The following is a 19880-nucleotide window of genomic DNA, read 5'->3' as shown; positions in this document are numbered from 1 at the left end:
TCTTGGCAAAACAGGTAAAACGCGTTATGATATACCTATAAGAAACCGAAAGAGTGTTCCTATTACTATAAACGAGGGAAGTGAATGTCTTGGTAGCTGATCGTCGTGCGGCACTGGAAACGGCATTGCGGAGTATCGAGAAACAATTTGGTAAGGGTTCGATTATGAAGCTGGGCGAATCCACTCACATGCAGGTGGAGACCGTTTCAAGCGGCTCCCTGGCACTGGATTTGGCTCTTGGTATCGGCGGATTCCCGCGCGGTAGAATTATCGAGGTTTACGGGCCTGAGTCATCGGGTAAAACGACTGTAGCGCTGCATGCCATTGCGGAAGTACAAAAAATCGGTGGACAAGCTGCATTTATCGATGCTGAGCATGCGCTTGACCCTTCATATGCAGCAAAGCTCGGCATTAACATAGATGAGCTGCTGCTGTCTCAGCCGGATACAGGCGAGCAGGCACTGGAAATTGCAGAAGCTCTCGTGCGCAGCGGCGCGGTCGATATCATCGTTATAGACTCCGTAGCGGCTTTAGTGCCTAAGGCGGAGATTGAAGGGGATATGGGAGACTCTCACGTCGGCTTGCAGGCTCGACTGATGTCTCAAGCGCTGCGTAAGCTGTCCGGTGCGATTAATAAATCAAAGGTTATTGCCATCTTTATTAACCAGCTTCGTGAGAAGGTTGGCGTCATGTTCGGCAATCCGGAGACTACACCGGGCGGACGCGCCCTGAAGTTTTATTCCTCCGTCCGTCTGGATGTCCGCCGTATTGAGACGATCAAACAAGGAAACGACATGATCGGGAACCGTACGCGTATTAAAGTTGTGAAGAACAAAGTGGCGCCGCCATTCAAGCAAGCGGAAATCGACATTATGTACGGCGAAGGAATTTCCAGAGAAGGAAGCATTATCGATATTGGTTCCGAGATGGATATTATCGCCAAAAGCGGAGCCTGGTACTCCTTTGAAAGTGAGCGTCTTGGTCAAGGACGTGAGAATGCGAAGCAATTCCTGAAAGAAAATGGGCAAATCGCTCAGGTCATTGAGAACAAGATCCGCGAAGCAAGCAATGTAGCTGGTGCAACAGCTGCTGCTTTGAGCAATCAGGATGACGATGATGATTTCGATCCGGATGCTGAATAAGAAGCCCTCATTCACGGCCGTACCTTTCACTAGGGTACGGCTATTTTATCTGATTTGAATGCGGCTGACTACCGTCCTGCTTCGACACGCTGTGCGCGGGGAGCAGCGCGAGTGCAAGCAATGAAAACAAGCAATGAAAACAAGCAATGAAAACAAGCAATGAAAACAAGCAATGAAAACAAGCAATGAAACAACAGATGGAAGGAGGGACTCAGATGACGCAGCAGGAAGACGACAGGGATCAGGACAAGAAATTTCGAGAACAGCCGGGGACAACAGGATCGTATGTAATTACCCGAGTCGAGCGGCTGCATAAGCCAAAAGGAAAATATTTGCTGTCACTCGACGGCGAGCCGGTACTAGAGGTGGATGAAGAGGTATGCATTCAATTCCGGCTGATGCAGGGAACTGTACTGGACCAAGAACAGCTTCGCGCTATACGGCGTGAGGATACCCTGCAGACGGCTTACAAGGAAGCCATAAGGTATATTGGCAGACGGCCGCGCAGCGCCGCTGAGGTATACCAGCAGCTGCTGCGCAAGCAGGTAGAGCCGGAGGCGGCTGAAGAGATTGTCGAGCGGCTGCGGGGCCGACAGTACATTAATGATGCCGATTTCGCTGTCCAATGGACACAGCACCGAATTTACAGCCAAAAAAAAGGGCGGCTGTGGATTAGGCAGGAGCTGAAACAAAAAGGAGTTTCCGGACAGCATATTCATGCGGCGCTGGAGGAGGTTGACGAAGAGCGGGAGATGGAGATCGCCTTCGAGCTGGCCGTTAAAAAATGGCGTGTCATGAAGGACGAGGCCCGGGTGCGCAGGCAGAAGGTGGGAGCATTCCTGATGCGAAAGGGTTTTCCCTCCCAGATAGTATCCCGAGTATTGCGTAAGGTCGTATCGGAATACCCGGTAGAAGGCGAAGCGGATGGCGAAACGAGCTTTTTTGAGGAGTAAGGCCTGTTTCCATGTAGAGTGGGAGCAGGTTTTTTTATGCTTCACAAAGCAGCGGCTCTCCCGCTCAAAACGGACGGCTTCGTTCATGTTTTCATCGCATTTGACTCAAGGCAAAGCCTCGAATGGATGATAAAATCCTGCTGCCACGGCGCTTCTCGGCTCTTAGTTGCCTCATACGATCCGCCAGATTCCGGTTTCTCCAGACTGAAAAAAGAATCAAGAGGAAATAACAAGTTCCATTGCAACTTAAATCCGTTGTGGTTGTAAGTTATCGAAAAAGAATGAGAAAATGCCCTGTAATGGCGACCAAATCCCTTCTATTCCGCTTGGAATTACCGAATGGAACAAACGTTTATTCCGAAATGAGAAAAAGTAAGGTATAATAAACCACAACAACAACTTCGTTCGGAGACGGGACAGCAGGGGGAACCAAGTATGCTATGGCAATTATTTATCACATTCTTTAAAATAGGTCTTGTATCCTTTGGCGGCGGCTATGCAATGATTCCGATGGTTCAGCATGAGGTGATCAACCATGGCTGGATGAATGAGCAGCAATTCGCCGATGCCATCGCAGTGGCGGGGATGTCCCCTGGCCCGGTTGCGACCAACAGCGCGATTTTTGTCGGTTATCATACTGCAGGCACCTTAGGCGCCATTATATCTACCATCGGGATTATACTTCCATCGCTGCTTATCGTCGTGCTTGCGGCAGCGTTTTTTTATAAGGTGCATCATCACAAATTGGTCAAGTCCGCCTTTTACGGGCTGCGTCCGATTATAACGGGCATGATTGTTTACGCGGCCATCCGGTTTGCCATGTCCAACAATATGATTACTTTTGAAGCATTAACGGGGCGCACGGTGCTCATGCTTCTCATTTTTGCGGCTTCACTTGTGGCGATGCTCCGGTTCCGGACACATCCGCTGCAGGTGATACTCATTTCAGGATTAATAGGGGCGGCTGTTTATGGATAAACTGGATCTGCATATTCCCGGCGGCAAGGCCAAGCAAATTTATGCTTTTATCCGCAAGGGGGGCATTGTATCCAAAATCGAGCTGATTGAGCTAAGCGGATTAACAGTCAGTACTTTGACCCGTATATTGGACGAGCTGCAGGCGAACCGTTTGATTGAAGAATGCGGTTATGGCGAGTCGACCGGCGGAAGAAGGCCCATACTATACCGGACCAACGCACAGTACGGCTATGCGCTCGGTCTGGATATTTCACGTTCTCGCTCCCGGCTAATCGTATGCGACATGCATATGAACACGCTGGATGCCGTTGAATGGATGATGGATGAACAGATGAGCCCGCAAGTGTTTTTTAAAAGTGTGACGGAAAAAATTCATGCGCTTTTGGATAAACTGTCTATACCGGCGGCCTCTTTAATCGGGATGGGCGTCGGTGCTGTCGGCCCGCTTGATCGTAAAAACGGGATGATTCTGGAGCCCCTTTATTTCTCGGCATCGGGCTGGAGGAACGTGCCCATTTGTGATTTTTTCCGGCAGCAATTGCAGATTCCGGTCCTCCTCGATAATGGAGCCAATACGGCGCTTCTGGCGGAATGCTGGGCCCAGTCGCTGCAGGATGTCCAGAACCTGCTGTACGTGCGCGCCGGTGTAGGACTTCGTTCCTCCATTATGTTCGGGGGCAAAATCGTGTACGGTGCGGTGGACACGGAGGGGGCCATCGGTCAAATGATTGTTCAGGCCACAGGAGTGGCTCATCGCGGCCGCCAAAACAGCTTCGGCTGTCTCGAATCCTACGTCTCGATATATGCAATGGAGCAGCAGGCTCAAAGCGCGCTCAAGCTCGGGAGGAAAAGTATACTTCTTGAATTGGCCGGGGGGCCGGAGGAGGTCCGCTTCTCGCATCTGCTGGAGGCGCTTCGGCTGGATGATCCGCTGGCGACGCATATTTTTACCGAGGCCGGCTTATATTTCGGCATTGGGCTGGCCAATTTGCTCAATACACTGCACCCCGAGCAGGTTATTGTCGGCGGCCCGCTCGTGTCCAGCAATGAGCTGTTTTATGATACGGCGATTCAGACAGCCCTTGAGCATACGTACTACTACCCGAGCTACAAAGTCGTCTTCAACCGCGGCCTGCTGTCGGAGGGGGCTCAGGCTTTAGGGGCCGCCGCGATGGTGCTGGAAGCGCTCAGCGGCATGCAATAATTGCGTTTCGCTTGACAATTTTCTTTTCTTACAGATAAAATAATCATGTATATTTCTATATACTTTTCATTCGCCAATTGAAAATGAAATGGGTTAAAACCGCATTGTCCCAAGAGATTTCCCTTGGAGTACTGACAGGGAGGTGAATTCGATGCCGTTCATCTGGATTACACTTTCTCTTGTTGGTGGTCTTCTTGCAGGCTTTGGGATTGGTTATTTTATTCGCAAATCTCTTGCAGAGGCGAAAATTTCCAGTGCCGAACAAGCTGCCCAGCAAATTGTGGATCATGCCCGCAAAGAGGCAGAGGCGCTGAAAAAAGAAACGGTTGTGGAAGCTAAAGACGAAGTCCATAAGCTGCGAACCGAAGCTGAAAAAGACATTCGTGAGCGTCGAAATGAAATCGGACGACAAGAGAGACGATTGTTGCAAAAAGAGGAAACGCTGGATAAAAAATTAGAATCTCTAGAGCGAAAAGAGGAACAGATCGCCAACAAAGAGAAACGGATTGAAGAAACGCAAGAGCAAATTGACCAGCTGTATCGGGCGCAAGTGACCGAGCTGGAACGCATTTCCGGATTGACGATGGATGAGGCCAAGAACATCATCCTGACCAATGTGGAGCAGGAAGTGCGTCATGAAACCGCGCAGATGATTAAGGAAATCGAGCACCAGGCCAAGGAAGAAGCAGACAAGCGTGCAAGAGAGGTTATTACCCTCGCGATTCAGCGCTGTGCTGCCGACCATGTTGCAGAAACGACGGTTTCTGTAGTTTCGCTGCCGAACGAAGAGATGAAGGGCCGGATTATCGGGCGCGAGGGGCGTAACATCCGCGCTCTGGAAACACTGACGGGTATCGACCTGATTATCGACGATACGCCGGAAGCTGTTATTCTCTCAGGCTTTGATCCGATTCGCCGTGAGATTGCCCGTACCTCGCTGGAGAAGCTGGTGGCGGACGGACGTATCCACCCGGCGCGGATTGAAGAGATGGTTGAGAAATCCCGCAAAGAAGTCGATGAGCGCATCCGTGAATACGGGGAGCAGGCTACCTTTGAGACAGGCGTGCATGGCTTGCATCCGGATTTGATTAAGATTTTGGGGCGTTTGAAATTCCGTACAAGCTATGGGCAAAACGTGCTGAAGCATTCCATGGAGGTCGCTTACTTGACAGGGCTTATGGCCGGTGAACTGGGTGAAGACGTCACGTTGGCGAAGCGTGCCGGATTACTGCATGACATTGGCAAAGCTCTTGACCATGAAGTGGAAGGCTCGCATGTGGAGATCGGCGTAGAAATTGCCAAAAAGTACAAAGAACATCCAGTGGTGATTAACAGTATCGCTTCTCACCATGGCGACTGTGAAGCGACTTCGGTCATCGCAATGCTCGTTGGCGCTGCAGATGCGTTATCCGCCGCCAGACCTGGAGCCAGACGTGAAACACTTGAGACGTACATCAAGCGTCTGGAGAAGCTGGAGGAGATTACGGAATCGTTCGACGGAGTTGAGAAATCGTACGCGATTCAAGCCGGACGCGAGGTTCGTGTCATGGTTCAACCGGAAAAAATCGATGATACCGAAGCATTCCGACTGGCTCGTGACATCACGAAGAAAATCGAGAGTGAGCTGGATTATCCGGGGCATATCAAAGTCACGGTCATCCGCGAAACACGGGCTGTGGAATACGCGAAATAGTTACGGAAGCGAAAAAGTGGCCGCCTTTGGCCACTTTTTTGCATCTGTGGCACGCAGGCAGCGGTTAGCTGTTGTCCTGCAAGGTTAGATGAAGCATAAACAATGGCAAGAACCAGAGTGCATTACATAATTTAACAGGGAAGAAAAGGCGGTGAACGGTATTCGTATTTTATTTATTGGGGATGTTGTTGGTTCGGTAGGGCGAAAAGCGCTAAAGTATTGCTTGCCGATACTAAAAGACAAATATAAGCCGACTGTCATTATCGTAAACGGGGAAAATGCAGCCGGAGGAAAAGGGATTACACCCGCGATTGTAAAAGAAATGCTGGCCCAGGGTGTTCATGGCATTACACTTGGCAACCATACGTGGGACAATAAGGAAGTATTTGATATTATCGACGATGAGCCGCGGCTTATTCGTCCGGCCAATTTCCCGGAGGGCACGCCGGGCCTCGGGTATACGGTGATAAAGGCGGGATCGGCGGAGGTGGCGCTCATTAATTTGCAGGGCCGCACGTTCCTGCCTCCGCTGGATTGCCCGTTCCGCAAGGTGGATGATATTCTGGATGAGCTGAACAAAAAGTATAAATATATATTTGTCGATATGCATGCTGAGGCCACATCGGAGAAAATCGCGATGGGCTGGTATTTGGACGGGCGGGTTTCCGCCGTAGTCGGCACGCATACACACGTTCAGACTCATGATGAGCAGGTGCTCCCCAGAGGTACGGCTTATGTCACGGATGTCGGCATGGTCGGCTCCCGGGAAGGCGTGCTCGGAATGGAGCGGGCTGCGGTATTGAAGCGGTTTTTGACAGGGCTTCCGTCCCGCTTTATTGCTGATGAAGGGAAATGGATGCTTCACGGCGTTTGCATCGATTTGAATCCGCAATCCGGACGTGCGCAAAATATTTCCCTCGTGCGCATGTACGAGAACGATGTGATTTTTGATTAAGCCTGCAGCTGTGTTATACCATGTTGTCTAAATTTTTTGAAAGTTCTATACAAGGAAGAAGGAATTTTCCTCGGGCTACTAGAATAAGATGTAGTGTTGGAATCAATCCACCATACCCGAGGAGGTTCTATTATGGAGGTATTAAAAGTTTCAGCAAAGTCCAATCCAAACTCCGTCGCAGGTGCGCTGGCCGGTGTATTGCGCGAGCGGGGCGCTGCTGAGCTCCAGGCCATTGGCGCCGGTGCATTGAACCAAGCAATCAAGGCGGTAGCCATCGCAAGAGGATTCGTAGCGCCTAGCGGGGTGGATTTGATATGTATTCCGGCCTTTACCGACATTGTCATTGATGGGGAAGACCGTACGGCCATCAAATTAATCGTGGAGCCGCGCTAACCGTGCTGCGGAATCGGATAGACTTGTTTTGAAACGCCTGTTTACAACGTAGACAGGTTTTTTTATTTGCCCGAAAACGGATACAATGAAACCGATTTTCAGAATCGAATCGCAAAGTGAAAAAATTTTTTTATTACTAAACGGTTTTACTAATCTCGGTTTCGACCCGGTGGGGGCATGCATCCGGCGCAACATGATTGCCGTCTCAGGCATTGTCATGCTTATCCGGCTGAAATGGTAGAAGAATGCGATGATTTGGGTATACTGTATGATGCAGACTTGTCGTCGATTCCGGCTATATCCAGGCAGTACAAGCCCTCGCCAAGGCTGATAAAACCGGGTAAGGCTGCATCACACGGCCTCCTTCCGGAATGAAACGGTTTCTTAAGAACGCTTCCGTTCAGATTCATCGAATTGGCGTATGAATTCAATCTAAAAGTTCTATCTTTCATTTTAGGAAAAAACTATTGCAATTTGCGACCCGAAGTCATAAAATTTGTGTGACGAGTGAAAGAATTTTTTTATTGTGCTCTTGACCAGCAAATAAGGAGTGGACGTTCGTGATCAGTCAATTGTCATGGAAGATCGGTGGACAGCAAGGGGAAGGTGTAGAGAGTGTTGACCGGATTTTCTCCACAGCACTAACGCGTCTCGGCTACTATCTGTACGGGTACCGTCATTTCTCTTCCCGTATTAAAGGCGGACATACTAACAACAAAATTCGCATCAGCACGAAGCCAATCCGGGCTATTTCGGATGATTTGGATATTCTGGTTTGCTTTGACCAGGAAAGTATTGACGTGAACGTGCACGAGCTTCGCAAAGGCGGCGTTGTTGTGGCTGACGCCAAATGCAATCCGGTTCTGCCTGAAGGCGTGGATGCCCGTCTGTTCCCTGTTCCGATTACAGGAATTGCGGAAGAGCTCGGTACCTCCCTCATGAAAAACATGGTTGCTACCGGCGCTTCCTGGGCGCTTCTGGGATTGCCGCAGGAGCTGCTGAATAAAGCTGTTGAAGAAGAGTTCAGCCGCAAGGGTCAAGCGGTTGTTGATAAAAATATCGAAGCGACTATCCGCGGCGCACAGTTCATTCTGGAGCTTGCTGGCGGACCGCTGAAAGAATTCGAAATGGAACCGGCTGACGGCAAACAAAAGCTGTTCATGATCGGTAACGACGCTATCGGCTTGGGCGCGCTTGCTGCGGGCTGTAGATTCATGCCTGCCTACCCGATTACACCTGCTTCCGAGGTCATGGAGTATCTGATTAAGCGTCTGCCGAAATTCGGCGGTGCGGTTATTCAGACGGAAGACGAAATCGCAGCGGTAACTATGGCCATCGGCGGCAACTATGGCGGCGTGCGTACCATGACCGCTTCCGCAGGCCCTGGTCTTGCATTGATGATGGAAGCCATCGGCTTGTCGGGTATGACAGAAACTCCGGTCGTTATCGTAGATACACAGCGGGGCGGACCAAGTACAGGTCTTCCGACGAAGCAAGAGCAAAGTGACTTGAACGCGCTGATTTACGGTACACACGGTGAAATTCCGAAAATCGTTATCGCGCCATCCACAGTCGAAGAATGCTTCTACGACATGATTGAAGCCTTCAACCTTGCCGAGCAATATCAGGTTCCGGTTATCGTGGCGACTGACCTGCAGCTTTCCCTCGGTAAGCAAACGGCTGAGATGCTCGATTACAACCGAATCCAGATTGACCGCGGTGCTCTGGTTACGGGAGAGCTGCCGGAACTGACGGATAACGCGATGTTCAAGCGCTATGAGCTGAATGAATCCGGTATCTCGCCTCGTGTCATCCCGGGCATGAAGCACGGCTTGCACCACGTAACCGGCGTTGAGCACGGTGAAGACGGACGCCCATCGGAGAGCCCGGTAAACCGGAAGAAAATGATGGACAAACGTTTGGGCAAATTGAAAAATCTGCGTATTACCGATGCGATTCATGTGGATGCTCCGAACGAGAACCCGGATATCCTCGTTATCGGTATGAGCTCCACCGGCGGTACAATTGACGAAGCGCGTGCACGTCTGGCTGCCGAAGGCATCAAAACAAACCATATTACGGTTCGTCAAATTTTCCCGCTGCCGGTTGAAGATTTGCAGCCGCACTTGGAAAAAGCTAAAAAAGTAGTTGTTGTCGAGAACAACGCTACAGCACAACTGGCATCACTGATTAAACTGTATGCAGGCTATGCCGATAAAGTTGAAAGCATGCTGAAATATGACGGAACGCCGTTCTTGCCGGCTGAAATCACTACACATTGCAGGGGGTTATTTGCATGGCAACATTAAAAGATTTCCGTAATAACGTAAAGCCGAACTGGTGCCCCGGCTGTGGAGACTTTGCTGTTCAGGCTGCAATTCAGCGCTCCGCGGCAAACGTAGGCCTAGAGCCTCACGATCTTGCAATTGTTTCTGGTATCGGCTGCTCCGGACGTATTTCCGGTTATATTAACTGCTACGGGTTCCACGGCATTCACGGCCGTTCGCTGCCAATCGCGCAAGGCCTCAAGATGGCTAACCGCGAGCTGACGGTTATCGCTTCCGGCGGTGACGGCGACGGATTCGCAATCGGGATGGGACATACTGTCCATGCGATTCGCCGTAACATTGATGTGACCTACATCGTTATGGATAACCAAATCTACGGCTTGACCAAAGGTCAAAACTCCCCGCGCAGTGCGCAGGGCTTCATCAATAACAAATATTCTCCGCAAGGCTCGATTGAATCGGCGATTGCTCCTCTGGAGATGGCGCTTGCGGTTGGAGCAACCTTCGTTGCCCAAACGTTCTCGTCCAACCTGAAGCAAATGACGACAATTATCGAAGAAGGCATGAAGCACAAAGGCTTCTCGCTGATTAACGTGTTCAGCCCATGTGTAACCTTCAACAAAACGAACACCTACGAGTGGTTCAAAGAAAACATCGTAGATTTGGATGAAATCGAAGGCTATGATCCGTCCGACAAAGTAATGGCGATGACCAAGCTGATGGAGCATAACAGCATGCTTACCGGTATCATCTATCAAAATAAAGAAAAGCAATCGTACGAGTCCATGGTACCCGGCTTCAAAGAAGAAGGCCTGGCGAAACAAAGCCTCGAGCTGTCGCAGGCTGACTTCGAAAAGCTGGTTGCTGAATTTAAATAATCGTTCCGTTTAAGAAAAAGACGTGTGAGGAAGCTCACATGTCTTTTTTTGCGCTTACGCTACATTAACGAGTATACTAGACTTGTAATTCCTATCAGACAGAACATACATATGGAGGGTTTGCGATGAAAACTGTACCAGTTGGTGTATCAGCACGTCATATTCACTTATCTCCTGAACATATTGAAGTATTGTTTGGACCGGGCTATGAGCTCAAAGTAATGAAGGAGCTGTCACAGCCGGGGCAGTTCGCCGCGGAAGAGACGGTAGCTGTAATCGGTACAAAAGGGAAGTTTGACAAGGTCCGCATTTTGGGTCCGGCCAGAGGCAGTACGCAGCTGGAAATTTCGCGGACCGATGCTTTTTCCGTGGGTGTGAATGCTCCGGTTCGTGAATCCGGACAAATCGCCGGGACACCGGGAATTGTGATTGAAGGGCCAAAAGGCCGTGTTGAGCTGACGGAGGGTGTAATTGTGGCAGCCCGCCATATCCATTTCCACACCAGCGATGCGCAAAAGTGGGGAATTCAAGACAAGCAGCTGCTGCGGGTGAAGGTAGGCGGCGAGCGCGGTCTTATTTTTGATCAGGTGCTGGCACGGGTTTCGGATCAGTATGCGCTGGATATGCATATCGACACTGATGAAGCAAATGCGGCCGGCATCAAAAACGGCGATACGGCGGAGATTCTGGAAGTTTAACACATTTTGTTTTGTCACAGCGGGTGAAAGAATGGTATAATAAGATGATCCATGTACTGTTTTACACAGAAAGGACATCAAAACCATGATCAAAACATCCGACAAGAAAGAAAAGGATTACTCGATATATTTCCAGCCTCCATCTTTGGTCGATGCCAAGAAACGCGGCAAGGCTGAGGTGGAGGTTCGTTATGAGTCTGCGATTCCGCCGGAGCTGCGAACCTTTGGCGAGGGGAAATTTTACATGATTCGCACCTACGGCTGTCAAATGAACGAGCACGATACCGAGGTTATGAAGGGCTTGCTCGAGGAGATGGGCTACCAGTCCACGGAAGATAAGCAGCAGGCCGATGTGATCTTGCTCAACACCTGTGCCATCCGTGAAAATGCGGAGGATAAGGTATTCGGAGAGCTGGGGCATTTGAAGCACCTGAAGCTGGAGAAGCCTTCCCTGGTGCTCGGAGTTTGCGGCTGTATGTCGCAGGAAGAGTCCGTCGTAAACCGGATTATGCAGAAGCATGCGTTCGTTGATATGATTTTTGGTACGCATAACATTCACCGGCTGCCGGAGCTCCTGCGCGAATCGTTCTTCAGCAAGGAAATGGTTGTCGAGGTATGGTCCAAGGAAGGCGATATCATTGAGAATTTGCCTAAGAAGCGGGAAGGCATCAAGGCATGGGTGAACATTATGTACGGCTGTGACAAGTTCTGTACGTACTGTATTGTACCGTATACGCGCGGTAAAGAACGCAGCCGGATGCCACAGGACGTGATTGCCGAGGTTCGCGAGCTGGCGCGTCAAGGCTTCAAGGAGATTACGCTGCTGGGCCAAAACGTAAATGCATACGGCAAAGACCTGGACGGGCTGGATTATCGCTTCGGGGACTTGATGGACGACCTGAACAAGATTGATATCCCGAGACTGCGATTTACGACCTCCCACCCGCGTGATTTCGACGATCACTTGATTGAAGTGCTGGCCAAACGGGGCAACCTGGTAGAGCACATCCATCTTCCGGTGCAGTCCGGCAGCACGGAGGTGCTCAAACGAATGAGCCGCAAATATAACCGGGAGCAGTACCTGGAGCTGGTCGGCAAAATTAAAGCTGCTATTCCGGATGTCGTGCTGACAACGGATATTATTGTCGGCTTCCCTGGGGAAACGGACGAACAGTTCGAAGACACGATGAGCCTTGTACAGGCGGTTGAATTCGATTCGGCGTATACCTTCATTTATTCTCCGCGCGAAGGCACACCTGCTGCGGGGATGGAGGATAACGTGCCGCCAGAGGTGAAGAAAGCGCGCCTGCACCGCTTGAATGAAGCGCTTAATGAGATTAGCTTCAAGCGCAACAGAGAGCTTCAGGGCCAAGTTATCGAGCTGCTGGTTGAAGGCGAAAGCAAGAACAACCCCGAGATGCTGTCCGGCCGCAGCCGGACGAACAAGCTTGTTCACTTCGAGGGGGGACAGCACTTGATTGGCCAGTTTGTTCAGGTTAAAATTGTGGATACGCTGACCTGGTATTTAAAAGGGGAGCTCATTGAAGAGTCCGCCCAGGTTCAAGCAGGATAAGCATGGCCTTATAAGGCACAAGGAGAGATTATATGTCAGAGCATCATCATGATCATGATCATCACGATCATGACAGCAAATGTGCGATTCCCCAGTTCCACATCAGCGAGCTGGTCATTCGTGAAGATATCATGGACAAAACCAAAGAACTGGCGAATTTGATTTCTACATCGGCAGAGGTAGAATTTTATAAAAAGGCGGAAAGCCTGGTAACGAAGCATCAGGATGTCCAGGAGCTGATTAAGGAAATCAAGAAGAAGCAAAAGGAAATCGTTGCTTTCGAGACTACATTCAAAAATCCGCAAATGGTTGCCAAAATCGAAGCGGAGCTTGAGCAGCTGCAGGATCAGCTGGACAGCTTTCCTGTCGTGAACCAGTTCAAGCAGGCTCAGGACGATGTGAATTATTTATTGCAGTTAATCATTAACGTCATCAAGGAAAATGTATCAGAAAAAATCAATGTATCCACAGATGCGGTGGAGGCTCCCGGAGCTTCCGGATACGGAGAATAAAGAGCAGGCCAAGCAAAAAAGACGGATTCGCACCGGTTGTCCCGGCTCGTGAATCCGTCTTTTTTAGAACACCATCATCGGTTTCGCTTCATGATGGTGCGGAGCGCAGCGTGATTAACGTCAGCTCCGGGCGGCAAAACAGGCGGATGGGCAAATTGGAGCAGCCGATTCCGCGATTGGTATACACTTGGAGCCGGTTATTGTTGAGCTTGTAAAGTCCCATGACATATTTGCGGCCGAAATCCGGGGTTACTACGGCTCCCAAACCGGGCAGCCGGACCTGTCCGCCGTGGCTGTGGCCGGATAATTGCACATCTACATAGGACTCGGCAGCGATATCGGCAAAATCCGGGGCATGGGACAGCAATAACGTAAAGGCATCCGGGTTCAAGGCATCCAGGGCTTTAGCCAAATTCGGCTTGCCGCTCCACATGTCATCTACGCCGGCCACCTGCATCATATGGTCCTGATACTCTACCCGGGTGCTGCTGTTCTTCAGCAGAGTAAAGTCCCCTGCTTGAAAAATAGCTGCGATCTTGCGGTAGTCCTTGTAATAATCATGGTTTCCGAAAACCGCGAACTTGCCGAGAGGCGCCTGAATCGCGGATAAATGCTGCCCGCATTCCTCGTTGCTGCTGAGGGCATAATCGTATAGATCGCCGGTAAAGCAGACGAGATCCGGCTTCAGGGAGTTTATTTGGCCGACGACGGACTGCAGATCCTTCATGTCAAAATGGAAGCCGATATGCAGGTCGCTAAAGTGGAGGAGGCGGACGCCGTTGAACGCCTCGGGAAGGCGGGGACAAGCCAGCTCCATGCGGGCAATTTCGATCCACCCGGGCTCAATAAAGCGGGAGTAGGCGTAGGTGCTTCCTCCTGTGGCAAAAAGGCCGGCTGCCAGTCCGAAGCCGTGTTTGAGAAATGAACGGCGGGTCATTGAGCGGGACAGATTGGACAATCAGAGCACCTCATTTGCAATGCAATTGGTAATTTTTATTTTATCATACTCCGGTAGTGAGGTCGAATGACCTTCCCCTTTCTTATTTGCGGGGGCTGGCTTATAATGCAAATAGGATCAAGTATAAGGTGGAATGGGGAGGGATTGCATCATGAGCCGGCGATTTGTCATTGAAGCCGTCATGCTGGCCATCTACGGGCAGCTGTTAGCTCCGAACCGCCCGGTAGAATATGTTATTCCGTATTCTACCATCCTGGAGCTCTATGAAATGCTGGAAGGCGGAGAGCCGGTGATGCCGGATTCACACGAGGATGTTCACGTGAAACAAAAAATCGGTGAACTGATTCAGTATTTTACAGACCCGTTTAATAAGAAAAAGCTGGAGCGGGCCTTGGTCGGCCCTTGGCAAAAAAGCGCCCCGTTTCCAATCAACAATGACGTTTCACTGCTGATTGTCAATGTGGTGGAAAATGCGCAGTACGGGGAGCAGTTCGACCCGATTGAAACGGAACAGCTGCTGCTGGCGCTGCATCAAAAAACACCGCTGCTCACGGATCAAACGGAGTTGATGGAGAAAATTATTCAGGCCGAGGTGCCTGTCCAGGTGTTCGATATTGAAGACTATGAATTTGCGCTGGAGGAGGGCTCTATGCCTGAGGGCTGGCTGCTATAGTCCCGCCAAAAGTCATGATGTAATGATTATTGCCCGGGAGGCTTGTTGCTGGTATAGTGGCGAGTGGAGCCAATAAGGGAGGAAGAGAGAATAGAATGAACATCACTACGCCGAGTACTACACAGGATTGGGCATGGAATATTCCATTTGAAATGCCGGTTGTTGAAACACCGCGCATCCCTGATTATAAAGTAAGCATTGTTGATTATGGCGCTGTTCCGGACGGGGAAACGTTGAATACGGCAGCAATTCATGCAGCAATTGAGGCCTGCGCCGGTCAAGGCGGAGGAACGGTCGTTATTCCTGCCGGCTTGTGGCTGACAGGTCCTATTCTGATGCAAAGCCGGATTCGTCTGCATACCGAAGCGGGAGCACTCATTGTATTCAGCCGTAATTTCGAGGATTATCCGCTGCTGCATACGAACTGGGAAGGTTTGGAAGCAGTGCGCTGCATCGCACAAATTTATGGAGAGAACCTGGAAGATGTTGCGATTACGGGACAGGGCATTTTTGACGGGTCCGGGGAAGCTTGGCGGCCGGTCAAGCAGTTCAAGATGACGGACATGCAGTGGAAGGCGCTTACGGAAGCTGGAGGCGTTCTCAATGAATCCCGGAACATGTGGTGGCCGTCTGAAGGCGCACTACTCGGTACGAAGCATGTGAACGCTTTGCAGCAATCCGGAAATTATAACCCGGACGATTATGCGCCATACCGTGATTTCCTGCGTCCGGTGCTGCTTAATTTACGCGGCTGCCGCCGTGTGCTGCTTGAGGGTCCTACGTTCCAAAATTCGCCAAGCTGGTGCCTGCATCCGTGGGTATGCGAGCATGTCACGGTACGGGACATTACCGTCCGCAACCCATGGTTCTCGCAAAACGGAGACGGTATTGATCTGGAGTCCTGCAAGTATGTTCTTGTTGAACGCTCGACCTTTGACGTGGGCGACGATGCGATCTGCATGAAATCCGGCAAGGATCAAGACGGCCGCCGGCTCGGCAAGCCTTGCGAATATGTTACGATTCGCGATTGCATCGTGTATCATGGTCATGGAGGCTTCGTTATCGGCAGCGAAATGTCGGGCGGAGTCCGCAATATTATAGTTGAGGAGTGTACCTTCATCGGTACGGATGTAGGTCTGCGCTTCAAGAGCACGCGGGGCCGCGGCGGCCTTGTCGAGCACATCTATATCCGGGGCATCCGGATGAAGGATATTGCCAAGGAAGCAATTACGTTCGATATGTTTTATGAAAAGGCTAACGATCCGGAGATGGAATTGCCGGTATCGGAGGAGACGCCGCGTTTTGAGCACATTTACATTCAGGATACGGTTTGCTCCGGTGCGGAGCAGGCGGTTCATCTGAAGGGGTTGCCGGAAATGCCGATTCAGCAAATTCATCTCAAGCGCGTGCAGCTGTTCGCCAAACGCGGCATCGGCTGCACCGATGGCCTGCAGGTCACTCTGGAGGATGTGAAGGTGATTGCGTCCGGCGGACCGGCGGTGTTCGTTCATAACAGCCGTGATATCGATGTTCGAGGCATCGAATTCGCTGCGGCGAGCGACGCGGTGCTGAAGGTGAGCGGCGCCAAGTCTGCTCGAATCCGCTTTGAAGGCACACAGCCGCTGCGCAGCGGGCAGGCAGTGATTGCAAGCGAAGTCGGCCCGGAAGCCGTTGCGCTTCAAGCACACAGCTAATCCAATTTCAGATGCGCCGGGATACGCGAAGCCATTTGCGGTATCCGGCGCTTTTTTCACGATTGCGGAGTGAAGACGAAAATGAGGGCTTCAACTTTTTCAAGAGGGGGAGAGCGAATGGATATCAATAGGTTTATTGCGCACCTCAATGAACAGGCGGCAGCGGATCAAAGCGGTCAGAACCGGAAGCTGGATCTGTATTGTGACATTGGTGATGGCGCCTTGGAGCGTGCGGCCCGCTATATGCAGGCGCAGGGGCTGGAGCGGGTGGTCGTGACGGCGGACAAGAACACGCTTCAGGCGGCGGGAGAAGAGCTTTGCGCGGCTCTGGAGCAAGCAGGCGTAGCCTATGAGGTATGCCTTATCTCCGAGGACCGGAACGGCGATGTTATTGCAGATGAGGCGGCTGTTGTTCAAGCTATGCTTGCTGTATCGGAAGCGACACAGGCTATCATTGCTGTAGGCTCCGGCACCATTCACGATATTGTCCGATTCGTCTGCTATAAGACGGGCAAACGGTTTGTTTCGATCCCGACAGCGGCTTCTGTGGACGGCTACGCCTCTACGGGTGCGCCGATGATTGTGAGACGCTTCAAGCAAACGGTGCCGTGTATGGCGCCGGAAGCGATTTTTGCGGATCTCGACATTTTGGTCCAGGCACCGAGGCGGCTAACTGCCGCCGGTTTCGGCGATATGCTTGGCAAATATACCTCACTTGCGGACTGGCAGCTGTCCCGGCTGCTGGGTGCAGAGCCGTTCAGTCAGCTGGCCTATGAAGTAACGGAGCAGGCATTGAATGCCTGTGTTGAGAAGGTGGACGAAATTGCCCGCGGCGGTAAACAAGGGATTGCGATATTGTTCGATGCGCTGCTTCGCTCCGGACTGTCGATGATGCTTATCGGCCATTCGCGCCCGGCTTCCGGCGGAGAGCACCATTTGTCGCATATGTGGGAGATGGAATGCCTGAAGGAGGAGCGGCCGCAGCTTCTGCATGGCGCCAAGGTCGGGGTTGCTTCTGTACTGCTGGCGCAGGTGTATCGCAGGCTGGCCCTCCGAGCCGAGGAGACGCCCGCGCTGAGCGTTTATGCTCGGCTGCCTGAGCCGGAACAGCTTGCCAGCATGCTGAAGCTTTGCGGCGGCCCGTCCACGATCGCGGAGCTGGGCATCTCGGAGAGCCTGGCCGGACAAGCGCTGCGGGAGGCGCATCAGCTTCGCGACAGGTATACAGGACTTCGTTATATTCATGAAGCCATCGGGCCGTCTGCCTCTGAATTCGAGGGGCTGTTCGGCTGACGGCAGGCGAATTTCCACATTTTGCGGGTTGCTGTATTCAAAAACCGTATGGTACCTTATTTGAAGCCGAGTCCGGTTCGCATATACCCAAATTCAGCAGCTGCGAACTGGTACGGGGGACGATTCACACGGGGTGAATGATCAGGTTGACACACAAGCCTGGACTAGGGAGACCTTCTACCGAACCCGTCAGCTAACCTCGGAGGCCTTGAAGGAGGAACAGCATTGAATAAGTCTGTAAAACGGCTCGGGAGCCTTGTTGTGTCCTGCGCCATGCTTGGCACTGCACTGCTGCTGCCGCAAGCGGCGAGCGCAGCTGCACTGACAGAGGATGTGAAGGTGCAAGTTAACACCCGGCTCGTGGATTTTCCGGACGCACAGCCCTTTATTGATGACGCTCATCGGCTGCAGGTGCCGGTTCGCTTCGTATCCGAGCAGCTGGGCTTTCAAGTGTCTGCGGAGCCTGTCGGGAATGCCATGCATGTCCTGCTGACAAGCAAGGATCAGAGAATCGAGCTGAAAACCGGAAGTGAAGCAGTAACCGTTAACGGAAAAGAAACAGCATTGGATACGGAACCGGTGCTTGAAAAGGGGCGTGTTTATTTGCCGCTCCGGCTCCTGTCGGATTTGTCCGGCATCCGGATTCAATGGGACCCCTCCAATTTCATTGCCATTCTGAATGAAGACGGAAATTATCATGCTCCAGCCTGGTATGCCCCGCGGTACGACAAAGTCGAAGAGTTTACGGCTTCGGCCTATTCCGCCGCCCCAGAGGAAAATGGAGGCTACGGGGCCCGAGATTATATGGGCAACAGCTTGAAGCTGGGAACAGTCGCGGTTGATCCGTCCGTTATTCCGCTCGGCAGCCGCCTTTATATTGAAGGGTACTCCTATAACGGCCTTCCGGCCGAAGGCATGTTTGCTACAGCAACGGACACGGGCGGTTCCATAAAAGGAAACCGGATTGATATTTTTGTGCCGGATTCTCCCGTGAAGCTGAAAGCATTCGGCCTTCAAAAGGTTAAGGTTTACCGGCTTACGCCATAGCATAGGCTGCATGGCGAATTACTCCGCACTGTGTTTGCCACGCGAGACGGGTCTGTTGACTGTTTTACTTCATAAGGTTTCTCATGGGCCGCCTCCCAATTCCACATTTGTGGATTTGGGAGGCTTTTTCCATTTGGATCGGTTTTCTCCGAATGGGGCAGGTCCGGTTATGAAACACTACAGGTATACAAAGGAGGGAGTGCGATGATTCGCTTGCTTGGTTATTTGGGGCTGCTGCTGTTGTGCTTCACGGTAACAGCTTCACCGACCGCCGCGGCTAAGCCTGATTCGGAAGTGGTATGGAAGGTGGATACGGATCAGAAGCTGGTTGCCCTGACCTTTGACGACGGGCCGAACCCGGTGTACACCCCGGCTATTCTGGACGTTCTGCGGCAGTATGATGCAAAAGCGACCTTTTTCGTGCTGGGAAAGCGGGTGCTGCTGTACCCGGAGATCGCAATCCGGGAAATTAATGAAGGCCATGAAATCGCGAACCACACCTTTGATCATCATTTCCTCAAAAATGTCAGCCCCGAAATTTTGAAGCAGGAAATTGAGCAAACCAGAGAAATAATATTCGAGGTTACCGAACAGCTTCCTCAGGTATTTCGTCCGCCGGGGGGCTTTTATGATAAAGCGCTGTTGGATTTGGCCCGGGAAGAGAAATTTACTGTGGTCATGTGGTCCTGGTATCAGGATACGCGGGACTGGAAAAAGCCCGGTGTCGATAAAATCGTGAATACCGTAAGATCAAACCTGCATAACGGGGACATCATTTTATTCCATGATATGGAAGGGGATTGCAGTCAAACGGTTGAGGCGCTAAAGAAGCTTCTGCCCGATCTGAAGCAGCAGGGGTACCAGTTTGTGACCGTGACGGATCTCATCTCCAAGGTGAAAAAACAGCCTGCTTCCTAACGATTGCATTGCGCTTCGTCACAAACCTGT

Annotated in this window: 18 protein-coding genes and 1 riboswitch; of the genes, 17 read left to right on the top strand and 1 reads right to left on the bottom strand. The window is 51.4% G+C overall.

Translation table 11 applies throughout. The features are described 5' to 3' along the window. The first annotated feature begins 89 nt into the window (after positions 1 to 89). From recA to WBG83_RS11275, 12 genes are all read left to right on the top strand, one after another. Positions 90 to 1142 carry a recombinase RecA gene (gene recA / locus WBG83_RS11330; RefSeq protein WP_336745127.1) on the top strand — a complete coding sequence of 351 codons (1053 nt, stop codon included), beginning with the start codon at positions 90 to 92 and terminating at the stop codon, positions 1140 to 1142. Between the two features lie 215 nt (positions 1143 to 1357). Continuing rightward, positions 1358 to 2095: a RecX family transcriptional regulator gene (locus WBG83_RS11325; RefSeq protein ID WP_336745126.1), complete on the top strand. Its 738-nt coding sequence runs from the start codon at positions 1358 to 1360 to the stop codon at positions 2093 to 2095. Between the two features lie 435 nt (positions 2096 to 2530). Beyond that, the gene (locus WBG83_RS11320) at positions 2531 to 3073 is read left to right on the top strand and encodes a chromate transporter (protein WP_336745125.1); all 543 of its coding nucleotides are present in this window, start codon (positions 2531 to 2533) and stop codon (positions 3071 to 3073) included. Then, a complete protein-coding gene (locus WBG83_RS11315; protein WP_336745124.1) occupies positions 3066 to 4277 on the top strand; it encodes an ROK family protein in 1212 nt (403 codons plus the stop codon). Before WBG83_RS11320 ends, WBG83_RS11315 begins: the two co-directional genes overlap by 8 nt. A 151-nt stretch (positions 4278 to 4428) precedes the next feature. After that, positions 4429 to 5970 carry a ribonuclease Y gene (gene rny, locus WBG83_RS11310; protein ID WP_336745123.1) on the top strand — a complete coding sequence of 514 codons (1542 nt, stop codon included), beginning with the start codon at positions 4429 to 4431 and terminating at the stop codon, positions 5968 to 5970. Between the two features lie 160 nt (positions 5971 to 6130). Continuing rightward, positions 6131 to 6925, top strand: a complete 795-nt coding sequence (locus tag WBG83_RS11305; RefSeq protein WP_336745165.1) for a TIGR00282 family metallophosphoesterase — start codon at positions 6131 to 6133, stop codon at positions 6923 to 6925. A gap of 132 nt (positions 6926 to 7057) precedes the next feature. Further along, complete coding sequence (locus WBG83_RS11300) at positions 7058 to 7318, top strand: stage V sporulation protein S (RefSeq protein WP_006286829.1); 261 nt, start codon at positions 7058 to 7060, stop codon at positions 7316 to 7318. Between the two features lie 560 nt (positions 7319 to 7878). Further along, entirely contained in the window at positions 7879 to 9627 is a 1749-nt protein-coding gene (locus WBG83_RS11295) for a 2-oxoacid:acceptor oxidoreductase subunit alpha (protein ID WP_336745122.1), read from the top strand. Next, a complete protein-coding gene (locus tag WBG83_RS11290; protein ID WP_336745121.1) occupies positions 9615 to 10484 on the top strand; it encodes a 2-oxoacid:ferredoxin oxidoreductase subunit beta in 870 nt (289 codons plus the stop codon). Before WBG83_RS11295 ends, WBG83_RS11290 begins: the two co-directional genes overlap by 13 nt. A gap of 125 nt (positions 10485 to 10609) precedes the next feature. Further along, the gene (gene pduL, locus WBG83_RS11285; protein ID WP_336745120.1) at positions 10610 to 11182 is read left to right on the top strand and encodes a phosphate propanoyltransferase; all 573 of its coding nucleotides are present in this window, start codon (positions 10610 to 10612) and stop codon (positions 11180 to 11182) included. 85 nt (positions 11183 to 11267) lie between these two features. Further along, the gene (miaB, locus tag WBG83_RS11280; RefSeq protein WP_336745119.1) at positions 11268 to 12755 is read left to right on the top strand and encodes a tRNA (N6-isopentenyl adenosine(37)-C2)-methylthiotransferase MiaB; all 1488 of its coding nucleotides are present in this window, start codon (positions 11268 to 11270) and stop codon (positions 12753 to 12755) included. 32 nt (positions 12756 to 12787) lie between these two features. Next, a complete protein-coding gene (locus tag WBG83_RS11275) occupies positions 12788 to 13267 on the top strand; it encodes a YlbF family regulator (RefSeq protein ID WP_336745118.1) in 480 nt (159 codons plus the stop codon). Between the two features lie 88 nt (positions 13268 to 13355). On the opposite strand, the gene WBG83_RS11270 is transcribed toward WBG83_RS11275, so the two are convergent. Then, positions 13356 to 14225, bottom strand: a complete 870-nt coding sequence (locus WBG83_RS11270; protein ID WP_336745117.1) for a metallophosphoesterase — start codon at positions 14223 to 14225, stop codon at positions 13356 to 13358. A gap of 151 nt (positions 14226 to 14376) precedes the next feature. Between WBG83_RS11270 and WBG83_RS11265 the strand changes: the two genes are divergently transcribed. From WBG83_RS11265 to WBG83_RS11245, 5 genes are all read left to right on the top strand, one after another. Then, positions 14377 to 14898: an ADP-heptose synthase gene (locus tag WBG83_RS11265; RefSeq protein ID WP_336745116.1), complete on the top strand. Its 522-nt coding sequence runs from the start codon at positions 14377 to 14379 to the stop codon at positions 14896 to 14898. A 95-nt stretch (positions 14899 to 14993) separates the two neighbouring features. Then, a complete protein-coding gene (locus WBG83_RS11260) occupies positions 14994 to 16592 on the top strand; it encodes a glycoside hydrolase family 28 protein (RefSeq protein WP_336745115.1) in 1599 nt (532 codons plus the stop codon). A 117-nt stretch (positions 16593 to 16709) separates the two neighbouring features. Next, positions 16710 to 17885: a sn-glycerol-1-phosphate dehydrogenase gene (locus WBG83_RS11255; RefSeq protein WP_336745114.1), complete on the top strand. Its 1176-nt coding sequence runs from the start codon at positions 16710 to 16712 to the stop codon at positions 17883 to 17885. A gap of 74 nt (positions 17886 to 17959) precedes the next feature. Beyond that, positions 17960 to 18108, top strand: a riboswitch (cyclic di-AMP (ydaO/yuaA leader). Positions 18109 to 18110: 2 nt separating this feature from the next. Continuing rightward, positions 18111 to 18932: a stalk domain-containing protein gene (locus tag WBG83_RS11250; RefSeq protein ID WP_336745113.1), complete on the top strand. Its 822-nt coding sequence runs from the start codon at positions 18111 to 18113 to the stop codon at positions 18930 to 18932. Positions 18933 to 19136: 204 nt separating this feature from the next. Further along, entirely contained in the window at positions 19137 to 19850 is a 714-nt protein-coding gene (locus WBG83_RS11245) for a polysaccharide deacetylase family protein (RefSeq protein WP_336745112.1), read from the top strand. Positions 19851 to 19880: the final 30 nt, after the last annotated feature.

The organism is Paenibacillus sp. y28 (genome assembly GCF_037137075.1).
Classification (GTDB): domain Bacteria; phylum Bacillota; class Bacilli; order Paenibacillales; family NBRC-103111; genus JBBBNV01.
The sequence above is the reverse complement of the archived record's forward strand: the minus strand, read 5'-3'. Positions and strand labels throughout refer to the sequence as shown.